The following is a 15,451-nucleotide window of genomic DNA, read 5'->3' on the forward strand; positions in this document are numbered from 1 at the left end:
TCTCATACACCGGAACCACTGCCAGTACGGACCGCGGTTTCACTGTCAATGCCACCGGCGGCGAAATCGATGTAACGACAGGCGGCCAGACACTTACTATCGATACGACCGGGATCGTTAACGCCGGCACTTTGACAATCGGCGGAGCCGGCAATACCACGGTATCAAGCGTGATCTCCGGTGCAGGCGCATTGACCAAGGCCGGCGCAGGGACCCTTACACTTTCGGGAGACAACACTTATACGGGCGTAACTACTATTGGTGCCGGGGGTACCGTGAGCGTTGGTACTATCGGTAACGGCGGCGTAGCCGGCAACCTCGGCCAAGCCACCAATGCCGTAGGGAACCTCGTTCTTGACGGCGGCACTGTCTCATACACCGGAACCACTGCCAGTACGGACCGCGGTTTCACTGTCAATGCCACCGGCGGCGAAATCGATGTAACGACAGGCGGCCAGACACTTACTATCGATACGACCGGGATCGTTAACGCCGGTACTTTGACAATCGGCGGAGCCGGCAATACCACGGTATCAAGCGCGATCTCCGGTGCAGGCGCATTGACCAAGGCCGATGGAGGCACGTTAACGCTATCGGGAACAAATACATACGCCGGCACGACGACGATAAACGCCGGCACATTGACAGTTTCAGGCGGCTCTGCTATCGCGGACGGAGGGGCAGTAAGCCTTGCGAACGTCGCGGGTGCAAGTTTCGAATTATCAACCAGCGAGACGATAGGCTCACTTGCCGGCGGCGGCGCCCTCGGCGGTAATGTCAACCTCAATGCCACGACTCTTACCACCGGCGATGCCACTAATACTACTTATTCCGGCGTTATCAGCGGCGCCGGCGGCATATTGACCAAAGAGGGAGCAGGAACCCTTACGCTTGATGGTACGAACAGCTATACCGGTGCAACGAATATAAATACAGGTACGCTGACAGTGGCAGCGGACCAGGCACTTGGCACGGCTGCAGGAGCCACGACAGTGGCCAATGGAGCGACATTAGGCATTTCAGGAACCACAAACTATGCGACTGCAGAAGCATTAACGTTAAACGGCACTGGAGCAGCCGGCAGGTCCGGAGCGTTGGATAACATCATCAACGACAATACCTTTGCAGGCAACATAACCCTTGCAACAGCAAGCAAGATAGGTTCAACGGCAGGGACACTGACGGCATCCGGGACAATAGATAACGGCGGGAACTTACTGACCGTAGGCGGAGCAAGCGACGCAACATTGAGCGGAGTAATCAGCAATACAGGCGGACTGACCAAGGCCGATGCAGGCACGGTAACACTGTCCGGAATAAACACATATAGCGGGATAACGACAATCAATGCCGGTACTCTAAGCATCGGCGCCGACTCCGGATTAGGAACAGCGCCTGGTGCAGCGACAGCAGGGCAGATAGTCTTCGGTGGAGGCATACTGGAGTCATCAGGCAGCTTCACCCTTGCCGCCAACAGGGGTATAGCAATGACCGGAGCAGGCACGATAGATGTAGACGCAGGTACGACACTAACATATAACGGCATCGTTGCCGGAGCAAGCGCCCTGACGAAAGCAGATACGGGAACTCTGAGCCTTGGCGGAACAAATACCTATACCGGCGGGACGACATTTAACGCCGGCACAATAATCCTCGGCGATGATGCTGCACTTGGTACTGGAACGTTGACCCTTGGCGGCGCCGGCACTATTCAATCAAATGATGACGCCCGGGCGGTGAGTAATGCAATCGCACTTGGCGGCAACGCTTTGACGGTTTCGGGCGCAAGCAATCTGACCCTCAGCGGGGTGATCAGCGGTGCCGGTGCCGGCAGTACTTTGACAAAGACAGGTACCGGTACTCTTACACTTACCGGTGTCAATACCCATGTTGGCCTTACTACATTAACAGCCGGTACTTTAACAGGTGCTTTTTCTCTTAATGGTGCCGGCGGACTTACACTTGGCGGCGGAACCTTCCGGCCAGGTAACAGTATCGGAACTGTCGTTATTGTTGGACCTTATACTCAGAATGCAGGAAGCACACTCGAAGTAGAAGTTTCAAACTCGGGCGGGGTACTAACCAGTGATCTTCTGGATGTAACTGGCACAGTAAATCTCGCAGCCGGCAGCACTATTGACGTAGTTGATGTCAGTCCTGCCGGTTCGATAATTGTAACGGGGGACACTTTTAATATCATTCAAGCAGGCGGAGCTATTACCGATGGCGGTCCGACCATTACCGATAATTCCGCCGTGCTGAGCTTTACCGGCGGGGTCAGCGGCGCTTTCTATCAGTTGACAGCGGCACGGCGGACATTTGCCTCTGCCATCGGCGGAGGCGGCGGTGGTCCATTAGGGGCGATTGATTCTGATATGGCTAACGCAACCGGCGACTATATAACGTTAATCAACGCTCTTACCGAGCTGAATACGGCCCAGCTCCGCGACGCAGAAGAACAACTTGACCCGCTGCCTCATGCTTCATCAACAATAGTATCTATCAGAAACACTCAACAAATGACCGGCAATCTGGCGAATTATCTAAGCGCACGGCGTTCAGGTACCGAAAGGGCCATGATGTTCGACTCTCAGACATACGAGCGCCAAACGCTGATAGCAGACGCATCGAACGACCCTCGAATGCTTGCCTATGTCATCAATGAAAACAAGAAGATAGAGGAAATGCAACAAGAAGCAGCAACAGATAACGGCATCAAAGGTTTTTTCCGGCCATTCGGAGTTTTTTACGACCACGACACGACTTCTGGTATGACGGGTTTCGATGCCAAAGCGGTCGGCGCCCTGTTCGGTGTTGACAGGAATTACGGGTCCAACTGGATAGCCGGTGTCGGCGGCGGATATACCCGTTCCTCGCTTCACTTTAAGGGAAACCGCGGCGAAGGAGAGTCGGACAGTTTCAGAGTCGGGCCTTACGCATCTTACAGCAAAAAGAACTTCTTCGTCGACACATCGGTAAGCTTAGGTTTCCACGAGAATAAGAATAAGCGCAATATAAGGTTCGGCACTATTAACCGAACCGCCAGAGGTGATTACAGAGCCTACGATTTATCCGTATATGCCGGGACCGGTTACGATTTCCATCTCAAAGCTTTGACGGTTACTCCAACCGCATCCATGCAATATATCACCTATCACAGCGAAGGTTTCCGGGAGACAGGAGCAGGTGCGGCCGGCCTGAAGGTGAACTCAACGACATCGGAATCCCTTCGGAGCAAGCTGGGCGTGACACTATCAAAGGTCCTCGAATTACACGGGACCAAAGTTATTCCGGAAGTATTTGCCGGGTGGGCGCATGAATTTATGGATGACGAGAATATCCAAGCCAGATTTGTAGATGGAACCGCAAAATTCACGACCGGTGTTGATGATGAATGGGACGACAGTGTATATTTTGGAGCCGGCCTCTCGGCTTTGTTGAAGAAAAATGTCTCGGCCTTCGTACGATATGAAGGCGAATATTCTTCAGGCAATGGCATAAATGCATTGAACTTCGGGATTACCGTTCTGTTTTAGATAAGCGTCTTCGCCAATATAAAAACCGAATTGTAATTGCAAAAAAGAAATAGAAAGGCCGAAGAGGGCACTTTTTCGCAAAAAACGGGGTTATTTAAGGACTTTAACTTCTTGTTGGATAGGCAGTTGGGGAAAAACGCGCTTTTTTTCTCAAAAAACCGGAAAATTTATTGACAAATAGCAGCAGCTACTGTATTATGCCTGTTGCGGTGGATGCCTCCGGTTTACGTACTATGCTGGGGAAATTCAGAAGATGAGAAGGAAGGTATAAGCGTTATAAGGAGGAGTATATGATGAAAAAAGTCAAGTTTTTTGTAGTAGCATTTCTTTTACTTTTTGGCACAACTTCTTTAGTAAGTGCTTCCATTACCGGCTGGAGCTGTGACGACGACGGAGACGGCGTGATAGTCATGGGTTCGGTAAGCCTGACACCGGTAGATGACGAGTATGAACTCGCGATGGACTGCACACATGTTCTTTGGGAGCCGGGGCATATAGAGGGCGATTTCACGACCGATACACCCGAAGACCCGACTGTTCGTATCATCGAGGACGTGGAAAACGACACGGGCTTCGCATGGACTGATTACCATATCACCATGGGCATGAGTCATACCTTCTCATTTGTGACTTCAGGTCTGCTCGTACCGAATGGTTGGACGGCGACACTCAGCGCTGTGACAGCCGGAACGATACCAAATGGCGGCAGTGGTTATGTAGGAACAATCGACTATGTTAATGTTACGGGTTCTGCATACGATATTGGCATTGACGATACCGGTACTTTCGGCTTTAAAGTATCGTTCCTCGGAAGCACTTCGTTCTGCACAGAGCAGTATCCTACGCCTGAGCCGGCAACAATTGGTTTGCTGGGACTCGGAGCGTTGGCGCTTCTAAGGAAGAGAAAATAGTATCTATTCGACTACTATGCAAAAGGGCTCAGAAGAAATCTGAGCCCTTTTTTTATTTACAGGCAACCGCTATCGGCCAAAGGTTAGTAAGATATTACCGTTTTAATAACATAGCCTTGGAGTTTTTCCCGGCCGTGCAGTCCTGACAGTTCTATGAGAAAAGATATTGCGGCGATTTGACCGCCGATTTTTTCTATGAGTTTGCAGGCGGCGGCCATTGTTCCGCCGGTAGCCAGCAGGTCATCGACCATTAAGACTTTCGCGCTTTTGCTTACGGCATCACAATGCACCTGCAATGTGTCTGTGCCGTATTCCAAATCGTAGGTTATGCTTTCGGTTTTGGACGGCAGCTTGCCTTTTTTGCGTATTGGTACAAAGCCAGCACCGAGTTTTCTCGCGACGGCCGAACCGAATATAAATCCCCTTGCCTCAACAGCGGCAACATAGTCGATATCCGCGTCTATAAAGGCGGCGCATAAAGCATCTATCGCTGCTGCAAATGCCTTAGGGTCGGCTAATAACGGCGTGATGTCGCGAAATAAAATTCCCTTTTTGGGCCAATCGGGTATGCTGCGAATGTAACTTTCGAGATTGATTTCATTAGTCGACATTTATTTTCCCATCCATGGTATTGTCGCGGGTACCGTTAAGCAGGTGCCCATTACCGTTCGTTCATATATTCGTAAAGTTTAGTAAGAGCGCTGCGTTGAATCTGGCGAATTCTCTCTCGTGTCAGACCTACCTGCTTACCTATCTGCTTTAATGTCATCGGCTTGCGTCCATCAAGCCCGTAATGCGACCTCAAAACATCGGCTTCCCTTGGTTCGATTTCATTGAGCAAACTCAAGACCTTTGTCCGTTCTTCATCGGCAACCAAAGTATCCTCCGGCTTGCCCGCATTTTGATCCTGCAATGTTTCCTCGATTATTTGATTGTCTTCCGTTCCGTCACTGCCGGAGGTATCTCTCACAGAGCCAAGGATTTTGACAATGTGATGTATGATTTTTGCCTGGCGTACCGGCAGGTGCATTATCTCTGCCATCTCTTCGGCATCCAGCGTTCTGCCGAGCCTGCTTTGGAGCTCCGCCGCAGTATGCCGCCAGTGGTTCATCAGCGCAACCATATAGGTTGGGATATGCACCGGCTGAACATTAGCCAGCAACGCACGTTTGATACTCTGCTTTATCCACCACGCCGCATAGGTGCTAAAACGGGTTCCATAGTCAGGGTCAAAGTAATCGACAGCTTTTATAAGGCCGAGATTGCCCTCCTCAATCAGGTCGCCCAGGCTCATCCCCCTGCCCGCATATTTTTTTGCGATATTAACGACCAGCCGGAGATTGCTTCGCACCAACAGCTCCCTAGCCTGCGGATCGTTTTCTTCAACGACCAATTTTCCTAACGAATGCTCCTGCTCCACAGTCAGCAGCGAAGCCTCGTCAATTTCCTTAAGGTAATCTTTTATGGTGATATCAAATGCTATGGTTAGCTCCTCCGTCCCTCCAAAGCCCTTCAATTCCAACTATAAGGTTAGATTCGGTTTCGACCTCAACACTTTTATAAGACAATCGACACTTTGCCATAGACAAACCTGTTTGAAGTATCGGTCAAATAAGCCTGCAGGTTTAGGCGATCAAATGCAGCGGGTCGATACCTACCATCAGGCCTTAATTATCGGGCGTCTGCTCTGTGTTATCATCGCCGCTGGTCTGTTCGGACTTATCTGTTTCTTCCAGCGGTGCGATATTCAGATCCGAAAGAACGGTTTGAGCGCCTGTTGAGGCAGGCTTCTGGGTAGATTCGGACGCTTGTTCTTCAGCAGCCCACTGCACCCTGCGCAAACTCAACCCGATTTTACGCGCTTCAGTATCAACTCTTAGAATCTTAACCTCAATCTCTTCACCCAGCTTAACAATATCCTGTGTTTTTTCAATCTTATGGTCGGCAAGTTCAGAAATGTGCAACAGTCCTTCCAAGTCGGGCTCAAGCTCAACAAATGCGCCAAAATTGGTAAGCTTTGTTACTGTTCCTTTAATAATCTGTCCCGGTATATACTTCTCAGGGATCGCATGAGCCCACGGATCTTCGGACATCTGCTTTATTCCCAGAGATATTCGCCGTTTTTCCTCATCGACTTCCAAAACAACACATTTAACTTCCTGCCCCTTTTGCAATACCTCGCTGGGATGGCTATATTTCTTTGTCCAACTCATATCAGAAATGTGTATCATCCCATCAATACCCTTTTCTATCTCCACGAATGCGCCGAAATTAGTCAGACTGTGCACAGTGGTGGTAACAATGGTTCCAACCGGATATTTCTGCGAAGCAATTGTCCAGGGATTGGTTTCGGTTTGCTTCAGCCCCAGCGAAATTTCCTGTTTCTGCCTGTTAACACTCAACACAACCACCTCAACTTCGTCACCCAAATTGAGCATCTCGGAGGGATGTGTCAGGCGTTTGGTCCAGCTCATCTCACTAATATGCACTAATCCTTCAATTCCATCTTCAAGCCGGATAAACACGCCATAATTCATTACATTTACTACTTTCCCCTTGACCCTTGCTCCAATCGGATAGCGCTGCTCAACATTTTCCCAGGGGCTGGAGGTTTTTTGTTTCAAGCCCAAAGAAATCCTCTCGCCTTCCTTATCCACCCCAATAACAACGACCTCGATTTCCTGGTCGAGCTGAACGACTTCTGAAGGATGTGATATCCTGCCCCAGCTCAAATCAGAGATATGCAGCAGGCCATCGACGCCGCCCAAATCCACGAACACGCCGAAATCAGCGATGTTTTTCACAACGCCTTTTCGCACCTGATCAACCTCGATTTCTGACAGGACTTTTTCCTTGCTGCTCTTGCGTTCTTCCTCAATAAGCTTTCGTCTCGATACGACGATGTTTCGGCCTTCAATATCTATCTTGAGAATCTTGCACCTAAGTTCCTTGCCGATAAACCTGCTGATATCGCCCGGCTTTCTGATGTCAACCTGCGAAGCAGGCAAAAACACAGGTACGCCAATATCAATAAGCAAGCCACCCTTGATGCGTCTTACAACTCTGCCGTCAACAATATCGCCTTCCTTTTTGGTATCGACAATTGTTTCCCAGCCCCTGATTCGGTCGGCTTTACGTTTTGAGAGCAGGATAAGGCCGCCCTCGGAATCCGTATCTTCAAGCAGGACTTCGATTTCTCTGCCCGGAGCTACTTCATCCGGACTGTCAAATTCACTGGCATCGACGACGCCTTCGCTTTTGAGGCCGACCTCGACGATAACATCATTTCCTATTTGCGAAACGATAGTGCCTTTAATAATAGTCCCCGGCAATCGCGAATCGACCTTTGTCTGGAGTACTTCTTCCAAAAACGCGGTTTCTTTATCACTGAACATTTTGCCGACCTGCTGGTCGATGACTTCCTGCGACAGGCCTAATTTGTTAGCTATATTTCTATCAACCATAAATTCAATTTCTAAAATAAAAAAGTTATTGTTTCAGCGTCCCCCTCCTGTCGGCGACAGGATATCAAGGGCCGCATATTCATCCCGCCCCTTGTAGGGGCTGGATTTACTTAATTTTCGCTAAATTTTCAACAAACTCTGCAATTATCCATTCGGGCGTAGAAGCCCCCGCAGTAACGCCTGCTACGCTGGGCAAAGCCCGTTTTTTGCCAAAGAGAACAACTTTATCAAATTCGCTCCAATTTTGCAAGTGAAACGTTTTGTTATTATATTTTTTGCAAAGCTCCGCCAGCCGGCAGGTATTTGCGCTTTCCAGGCCTCCGAGGACGAACATTATATCGACCCGCTTGCACAATTGCACGGCGGATTCCTGCCTTTTTATGGCTTCCCTGCACAAAGTATTGATTACCTTCATTTCGCCAAACCCGTGCCGGGCAATGGCCCCGAGCATCCTGCTGAAGTGCTCCTGGCTCTGCGTGGTCTGGCAGACAATGCCCAATTTGGCGTTTTTAGGGAGCTTATGTAAATCGGATTCGTCGGCAATGACAACGACGTCTTTGGCAGAGCCGACGACCGCCTGCACCTCGGGATGATTTTCATCGCCGATGACGACGACTTTGGAGCCGTCTTTTTCGAGCTTTTTTGCGATTTGCTGAACCCTCTTGACGAGGACGCAGGTGGCATCGACGATGTTGATTCCTTTTTCCTTGAGCTTGACTATCTGCTTAGGCGCTGCGCCGTGCGAGCGGATAATGACTGTTCCCGATTTAATTTTGTCCGCATTGCCGACGGTTTTAAGCCCCTCTTCAGCCAGCTGGCGGACAACATCGGCGTTGTGAATAATCGGGCCGAGACTATATACCGGAGCGACTTTTTTGGCGAGTATTTCTTCGGCGATACTGATGGCGTTCTTGACGCCCGGACAAAACCCGCAGTTTTCAGCAACTATAACTTTCATAAATATTCACCCTGCCTATTAATAATCATACGGCTGTTTTCCCTGTTTTATCCGGCAGTCGCTCTGCATTTTACGCAGGGCCTCCGTCAGCCGCTCGGCCATCTCTCTATCGTCCATTTTTTTGACCTCGGCAGATGGGATACACTTTCCGTATTGAACGGCGATAGACCGGCCGGGGGTAAACAGCTTTTTATGTCTCGGCCAGGCCTCGAACGCGCCGTCGATAAGCACGGGCACAACCGAGGCGTTGCCCCTTCTGCACAACAGGCCGAAGCCGGGCTTAAAGGCGGTGATTTTCCCGTCGCTGGTGCGGGTGGCTTCCGGAAAGAGGCATACGCCGTGACCGGCTTTCAGCTTGTCGATGACGTTCCTCATCGCGGCGAGGTCCGCTTCGCCCCTTTTGACCGGTATTGTCTGGATAGAGACCAGCAGTTTGCCGAACAGGCCGCGGAATAGCGTATCGCGGGCGAGAAAATACAAAGGCCTTTTGATGAATATGCCGCAAAAGAGGGGGTCCAGAAAGCTTTGATGATTGCAGATAAGCACAAGCGGACCGTAGTCGGGGACATTCTCGCGGTCTTGCGGTTGCAGACGGAAAAAGGTCTTGCAGAAAATCTTGCACAGCAATCTCGCGAAGCGGGGCCATAGCATTTTCGGCAGCCGATAAATATGGCTTTCCGCATATTTCAGAATTTCCTCAACGACTTCTTCGATTGATAAATCGGTGGTATCGATGATAACTGCATCGTCTGCGGGTTTCATCGGCCCGACTGACCTGCTTTGGTCGCGGGTGTCCCTTTCCTCGATTTCTCTTTGTATTTGCTCGATTTGGTCTTTGGCCGTTAGTCCTTGCTCTGCCGCCCTTCTTTTTGCTCTCTCCGCGGGCGTTGCGGTGAGGTAAAATTTCAGACAAGCGTTCGGAAACGCTACCGTCCCCTGGTCTCTTCCTTCGGTAACGATTTTTTCTTCATCAGCGGCGAATTGCCTTTGCATTTCCACAAGCTTTTCGCGCAGCTTCGGGGCTGAAGCGATATATTTTGCGCTGGCGGTAACTTCCGGCGAGCGTATTCTATCGGTGACATCAACGCCGTCGATGGAGGCCGTCATCTTATCGTTCTTCGCTGCGAACTGGAATTTTTTATGATTTAAGACATCGAGCAGTTCTATCTCGTCGCTCATATCGATGCCGGCCTGCATCGCCGCCAGCGTGACAGCGCGATACATTGCGCCGGTATCGAGAAAGCTCGCGCCGAGCCTTTCAGCCAGCAGCCGCGCAACGGTGCTTTTACCGCTTGCCGCGGGGCCGTCGATAGTAATAATCAGGTTCGCCATTTTAATTTAAGATAACGCTATTTTCCAACTTTGATAACGATAACGCTCGTATCATCGACCTGGCTGGCAAGTCCGACAAATCGTCTTCTGTACCCGAGGATATTATTAACCATCTGCCCTGCCTCTAATGAGGTGAACTGCTTTGCGGTTTCGAGCATTCTTTCGCAGCCCCAGAATTCACCATCAAAGTTAGCAGCGTCAATCAGTCCATCGGTATAGAACAGCAGGCTGTCGCCATCTCGAAGCTTTAAGGTTTCAATCTCATATTCGGCGCCGGCTTCCACTCCGAGCACAAATCCGCCCTTGTTCAATTCCACGATTTTGCCGTCTCTTATCAGCACGGCCGGCTCGTGCCCGCAGTTGCAATATGTGATGGTCTTTTCTTTAACATCAAGGACAGCGTAAAAGAGGGCGACAAACTCGCCATCTTTGCATTCGCCGCAGGCCATTTTGTTGAGTTTATTGACGATTTTTTCTACGGCGCCTTTGTCGCATTCGGTATCGACATAGGCTCGTACCGCGCCTCGAAACAGACTCATCATAATCGCGGCAGGAATTCCCTTGCCCATAACATCAGCGATTGCCACAGCGACACGATCACTGCTTAACCGGATGAAGTCATAAAAGTCACCGCCGACATCGAAACATGGTATATACGTAGCCGCTATATCCAGACCCGGCATCGAGGGCGCTTTTTCCGGAATCATCCTTCGCTGAATGACACCCGCCAAACGTATCTGTTCAGCCATGCGCTGCCCTTCAATCGCCTCGGCATAAAGCTTGGCGTTGGTTATTGCCACGGCGCACTGGGAGGCAACGACCCTGGCAAGCGCAATATCATCTTCGTAAAACTGTCTGGGCTTGGGGCTATACAGCCGAAGCACGCCGATTGGTTTACGTCTAAATTTCATCGCGACGGTAAGCTGGCTTACGAGTCCTTCTTTTATTGCCGCCTCTTTATACTTTACACGGCCATCAACGCGCACATCATCCAACACCACCGCCTCCCCCGCAAATGCCTGTTCAATAACCGTGTCGTGTTTTGAGACCGGTCCTTTGCTCTGATACTCATCGCTGAGTCCGTAGGAGCTTCGCATCTTCAGGTCGCCGGCTTCTTCATCCAGCAGCCGAATGGAGCACGCTTTGACTCCGGGCATAATTTTAACCGCCGCTTCAGCGAGTCTGTCGAGAACCTCCTGCAGGGAAAAAGTTCCCGCCACAAGGGTAGTGAGCTGATAAATCTGCTCGTCCCGCCCCTCGGAGTGGCGTGGCTCGTCTCTATCAATTTGTTCTTGAGTTTTTTCTGCCATAATCAATTGTTATCACTAAGACCAACGAATTATACTGAAATTATGCCTCTTAGTGAACTTTTTTAATCTGTTTTTCATAATTGGCCGCTTGTATTAGAGGCCATTTTGAGTTAATGTAAAACCCGTAATGGACGAGATAGCCAAGCGTATAATTTTCAGCGGCCAAGTCCAGGGCGTGGGCTTCCGCTTTACTGCGTTTAACATAGCCAATCGCTATGAGCTGGTCGGTTTTGTCCGCAATTTACCTGATGGCGCCGTAGAGATGCTTGCTCAAGGCACAGCCGGAGCGGTCGATGATTGCATCCGGGATATTGTTGAAGAATTCAGCGGATACATCAGAGAAACCAAAGCCGAAGAAACCCCTCCCAACCCTCAGTACGCAGACTTCAAAATCACTTTTTAATACGACAGCAAGGATATACGGTGATTAAGGTCTAATCTGATGTGTTCGATGTTTGAAACGTCAATTTTAATGCGGCATAAGCCATCTCGACGAGAGTAATAGCCGCCAACTTCCTGCTGGCGGCTAAACCTCGCCTCGCTTTTTCCTTCCCGCCTATCTCAGCGGAGAAATACCACATTCATATATGAAGCGAAGCAGGTTGGTGAAATGTTGATGGAAATTCTGATTTTTTGGGAAAAATGCCTCGCCAAAGCACTTTAGGATATCTGGCCTGATTTAGCTAGGAACGAGAAAACTCCGGAGGTTACAAAAGATGGATTTTTTTGCTTAAAACCGCCAAATCCGGCATTTAACAAGGCAATAATTTCCCCCGTCCGCCATTCTCTAATCTCCCCCCTTGTCAATAAACAGGTTGTTGGGTATAATGACTGAACTTACAACTTTTTTGGAGTATCGCCAAAGTGCTTGTGGAGAGGGTAAAAACGGAATCTGTGCCGCCGGCCAATGTAGCCCGCGCGGCAGAAATCTTCTCGAAATATGAAGATTTTATCCGTACGGTTATTTGTTACCATGTCAAAAATGATGCCCAGGCGGATGATTTGCTCCAGGATTTCTTCCTTTCTCTTGTTTCCAAGCCCATCCCCGCAAATATTCATAATGTCAAAGGCTATCTTTATAAGGCGATAACCAACGATATCGTTGACGCCGTTCGCCGGGTAGAGAAGTACAAAACTCGAATGGGCAAATATGCTGAATGTTTTAATTATTCGGTCAACAACAACGAGCCGGAAAACGCCTTAATTGAAATAGAGCAAACAAATGAGATGTTCAGACTCATCAAGGGGTGTTTACGATATAGTGAAGCTCAGGCGATTACTTTGCGATACAAAAACAGTTATAATATCGAAGAGGCAGCAAAAAAGATGAATGTTAATAATAGAACCATCAGCAGATATATCTCCACAGGGTTAAATAAAGTCCGTCAGTTTTTAATAGTAAAACAAGGTGATTTAGAATGATTACTCACAGTCCTAAATCGTTATGCAAGGAAGCTGAGTTGTATTACTATGATTTTCTCTATGATGAAAGCCGCAGACTTATTCCAGAACCTATCATTAGCCACATTGAGCAATGCTTGCCTTGCCGGGAACAGATAAACCATCTTGAAGCGGCGTTATTGCAAGCCGATGGTCTTGAATCGGGGCGTGTACGAGTCAGTCCTGCGGTTGCCACAATGCTGGAACTTCATTTTGCTTATACCGGCAAGCCTGTGACCTGCAATATTGCAAAACCTTTTCTGCCGACCCTGCCAGACCAAGTCTTGGGGATACATATACCAACACCGATAGTAGCGCATGTGTGCGATTGTCAACAGTGCTCTGAAGATTTAGATGTAATTCGATGTCTCAATCTCAGGCATGAACAATTATGCCGGTTAAGCCGGCTTTTTGCAGATAAATCTGCCGGGAGTAATATCAGCTGCACAGAAGCCCAAAATGCTATCCCTTCGATTATATCAATGGCTTTTAGTGAAACCGATTCGGAAGTCTTAAAACACTTGTGCACGTGCCCAGTCTGCCGAAAACTGGTTTATAAAGAGCGACAAAAATTCTGCGACAGTTTGCCGGAGTACGTTCCATCTCCGGGACTTCCCTGCGAGTCAGTTTCGGCAAGCGATTTTTTCGATTATGTCATACCATACGGAATTGATCCGGCCAAGGAGCAATACTCTAAATTCAGGGAATCGTTCAGCTCACATGTAACCAATTGCCCAAAATGTCTGGCTAAAACGCAAGAGCTGCACAAGGCCATATATAGAATTCCCGAACGGGCTGAATCTGACGTCGTTACTATATACCAGATAGATGAATCCGCTAAAACCCAAGCGGCCAGTGGAACCGAGGAGCTTTATGCCGGTTTTCCCATAAGAGTAGACGTAAAGCAACGCGAAGAAATGAAGACTGAGCAGCCGGTTCCAAATGTTGATTTTGCCGCCGCCCTAAAACAAAAGGTCTCAGTAAAAAAATTAAAGCCGTTGCTTAAAACTGCCATTGCTACAGCAGCAGTGATATCCATAGCAGCTGCGATGCTGCTCAATATACCAACAGCCAAAGCAGTTACGCTGGAAAGAATCTACAAGGCCATCAAAAAAGCCAGAAATGTCCACACTACAAATTTTGCCCCTGATAAGACAAAAATAATACAAGAAACATGGGTGTCGCTTACGTTAAATATTTATCTGTGGAAGTCTGGAAAAGAGCTTGTTCTATTGGATATTCCCAATAAGGTAAGAAAAGGCAAACAAGCGGACACTGCCGTAACCGAGACAACCCCATTAACTACAGCTTCGGCCGCTGACATCGAGGAAAAAATAACCGGCTCTTTAGGGTTAATGCCTTATGCCATATCCGACGTTCCTGAAGACGCCGTATGGAGCCACGTCGCTGACTTAGCAGACATTACTAAAAGCATCGAAGTATATGATTTGACGTGGACCGACAGAGCTTCCGGCGGCCCTGTCGTGCTCAGGAAGTGGCGGATATTTGCGGATTCCGAGACAAATCTTCCCCGGAGAATAGAGTGGTATGTAAAATCGGCCGCTGACAGTGATTATATTGCAACATCCGTGACAACAGTTGAATATTTAAGCAATAGTGAAATGCAGAAAGTTATTAAAGACGCGTCTTTTTAGAACAGCGGCATTTTATTTCGGCACCCAAAGGGGCTTTTTGTTTTTATAGTCAACGCCCGTCTTCTCAACAAACAAGTCTTTAGCTTTTGTTAAACTGACATGACCATCCGCAAATCCGACATTCACGGTTTTACGCGGATGCCGGCCGTCTATGGCATCGGGTTTTTGGTCGGGCCATAAATCTTTTCTTTCATTAATCCAAAGACCGGGTACATAAGCAGTATCTTCGATTGCACCTTTGCTAAGAACCACAGGAGGCTCATCTACCGCATTCCACCAGCTTATTATACTATAGCCGCTGTCAACGATAAGCAGGGTGCTGGCGGGACGCGGCATATCACTGCTTCGCAAGGGCGTTCCAACAAATTCCGCCATACGGCTTTGTTTGTCATCAGTACCCTTGCATATAGAACGGTTCACGCCATAATTGCCGCAAAGGACATTGTTTTTGAACTTGGTACCTCTCAGACGTTTGGACGGGCATAATGCCACCGTTCTGGCCTTGTTGGCATTGCTGTAATAATCTTCCAACTGGTTAAACCACCACCATCCCGGTCTATCATATGACCTGTATCCCGGGTAGCCGCCCGTTGGCGGGTCTTTAGGCGAGCTGTCGAGGCCGTAAGGAAGGTTTTGATTTTCCAGTTCGTAACTAAACATGCCCTTCAGTAACTGACTAATATTCGAGCCGCAAACGGCTACTTCAGCCTGCTTCCTGGAAAGCCGCAACGCCGGCAATAATAGAGCCGCAAGCATCGCAATTATCGCAATTGTCACAAGCACTTCAATGATTGTAAAAGCGGAACGCCTCATAACCGGCTATTCTATTGCCGCTCGTCTGATGC

The 15,451-nt window shown here is 49.0% G+C and carries 12 protein-coding genes; 5 read left to right on the forward strand and 7 right to left on the reverse strand.

Annotated elements, in window-relative coordinates; translation table 11 throughout:
- Both PHG53_00585 and PHG53_00590 read left to right on the forward strand, forming a co-directional pair.
- Nucleotides 1-3,536, forward strand: a 3,536-nt coding sequence (locus tag PHG53_00585) for an autotransporter domain-containing protein (protein MDD5380123.1), incomplete at its 5' end; no start/stop codon positions are given.
- Nucleotides 3,537-3,826: 290 nt separating this feature from the next.
- Nucleotides 3,827-4,447 (forward strand): PEP-CTERM sorting domain-containing protein, encoded by a 621-nt coding sequence (locus PHG53_00590; protein ID MDD5380124.1) that lies wholly within the window; start codon nt 3,827-3,829, stop codon nt 4,445-4,447.
- Between the two features lie 83 nt (nt 4,448-4,530).
- Here PHG53_00590 and PHG53_00595 read toward each other — a convergent pair whose 3' ends face one another.
- The 6 genes from PHG53_00595 to PHG53_00620 form a co-directional block, all read right to left on the reverse strand.
- Nucleotides 4,531-5,043, reverse strand: coding sequence for an adenine phosphoribosyltransferase (locus tag PHG53_00595; protein MDD5380125.1), 513 nt, complete (start codon nt 5,041-5,043; stop codon nt 4,531-4,533).
- Between the two features lie 65 nt (nt 5,044-5,108).
- The gene (locus PHG53_00600; protein ID MDD5380126.1) at nt 5,109-5,963 is read right to left on the reverse strand and encodes a sigma-70 family RNA polymerase sigma factor; all 855 of its coding nucleotides are present in this window, start codon (nt 5,961-5,963) and stop codon (nt 5,109-5,111) included.
- A 151-nt stretch (nt 5,964-6,114) separates the two neighbouring features.
- Complete coding sequence (locus PHG53_00605; GenBank protein MDD5380127.1) at nt 6,115-7,911, reverse strand: 30S ribosomal protein S1; 1,797 nt, start codon at nt 7,909-7,911, stop codon at nt 6,115-6,117.
- A gap of 106 nt (nt 7,912-8,017) precedes the next feature.
- Nucleotides 8,018-8,869, reverse strand: coding sequence for a 4-hydroxy-3-methylbut-2-enyl diphosphate reductase (gene ispH / locus PHG53_00610; protein ID MDD5380128.1), 852 nt, complete (start codon nt 8,867-8,869; stop codon nt 8,018-8,020).
- Nucleotides 8,870-8,887: 18 nt separating this feature from the next.
- Complete coding sequence (gene cmk, locus PHG53_00615; protein MDD5380129.1) at nt 8,888-10,201, reverse strand: (d)CMP kinase; 1,314 nt, start codon at nt 10,199-10,201, stop codon at nt 8,888-8,890.
- A gap of 17 nt (nt 10,202-10,218) precedes the next feature.
- Complete coding sequence (locus PHG53_00620) at nt 10,219-11,511, reverse strand: SpoIIE family protein phosphatase (protein MDD5380130.1); 1,293 nt, start codon at nt 11,509-11,511, stop codon at nt 10,219-10,221.
- Nucleotides 11,512-11,638: 127 nt separating this feature from the next.
- Between PHG53_00620 and PHG53_00625 the strand changes: the two genes are divergently transcribed.
- The 3 genes from PHG53_00625 (at nt 11,639) to PHG53_00635 (ending at nt 14,606) form a co-directional block, all read left to right on the forward strand.
- Nucleotides 11,639-11,914, forward strand: coding sequence for an acylphosphatase (locus tag PHG53_00625; protein MDD5380131.1), 276 nt, complete (start codon nt 11,639-11,641; stop codon nt 11,912-11,914).
- A gap of 467 nt (nt 11,915-12,381) precedes the next feature.
- Nucleotides 12,382-12,933 (forward strand): sigma-70 family RNA polymerase sigma factor, encoded by a 552-nt coding sequence (locus tag PHG53_00630; GenBank protein MDD5380132.1) that lies wholly within the window; start codon nt 12,382-12,384, stop codon nt 12,931-12,933.
- Nucleotides 12,930-14,606 (forward strand): hypothetical protein, encoded by a 1,677-nt coding sequence (locus tag PHG53_00635; protein ID MDD5380133.1) that lies wholly within the window; start codon nt 12,930-12,932, stop codon nt 14,604-14,606. Before PHG53_00630 ends, PHG53_00635 begins: the two co-directional genes overlap by 4 nt.
- 12 nt (nt 14,607-14,618) lie before the next feature.
- Here PHG53_00635 and PHG53_00640 read toward each other — a convergent pair whose 3' ends face one another.
- On the reverse strand, nt 14,619-15,419 hold the full coding sequence (locus PHG53_00640) for a prepilin-type N-terminal cleavage/methylation domain-containing protein (GenBank protein ID MDD5380134.1): 801 nt from the start codon (nt 15,417-15,419) through the stop codon (nt 14,619-14,621).
- Nucleotides 15,420-15,451: the final 32 nt, after the last annotated feature.

This window comes from Phycisphaerae bacterium (assembly GCA_028714855.1).
Lineage (GTDB): Bacteria > Planctomycetota > Phycisphaerae > Sedimentisphaerales > Anaerobacaceae > CAIYOL01.

Coding starts and splice junctions, on each gene's coding strand:
- PHG53_00640 (MDD5380134.1), bottom strand. CDS start 15,419: ATGAGGCGTTCCGCTTTTACAATCATTGAAGTGCTTGTGACAATTGCG.
- PHG53_00590 (MDD5380124.1), top strand. CDS start 3,827: ATGATGAAAAAAGTCAAGTTTTTTGTAGTAGCATTTCTTTTACTTTTT.
- PHG53_00625 (MDD5380131.1), top strand. CDS start 11,639: ATGGACGAGATAGCCAAGCGTATAATTTTCAGCGGCCAAGTCCAGGGC.
- PHG53_00620 (MDD5380130.1), bottom strand. CDS start 11,511: ATGGCAGAAAAAACTCAAGAACAAATTGATAGAGACGAGCCACGCCAC.
- PHG53_00635 (MDD5380133.1), top strand. CDS start 12,930: ATGATTACTCACAGTCCTAAATCGTTATGCAAGGAAGCTGAGTTGTAT.
- cmk (MDD5380129.1), bottom strand. CDS start 10,201: ATGGCGAACCTGATTATTACTATCGACGGCCCCGCGGCAAGCGGTAAA.
- ispH (MDD5380128.1), bottom strand. CDS start 8,869: ATGAAAGTTATAGTTGCTGAAAACTGCGGGTTTTGTCCGGGCGTCAAG.
- PHG53_00605 (MDD5380127.1), bottom strand. CDS start 7,911: ATGGTTGATAGAAATATAGCTAACAAATTAGGCCTGTCGCAGGAAGTC.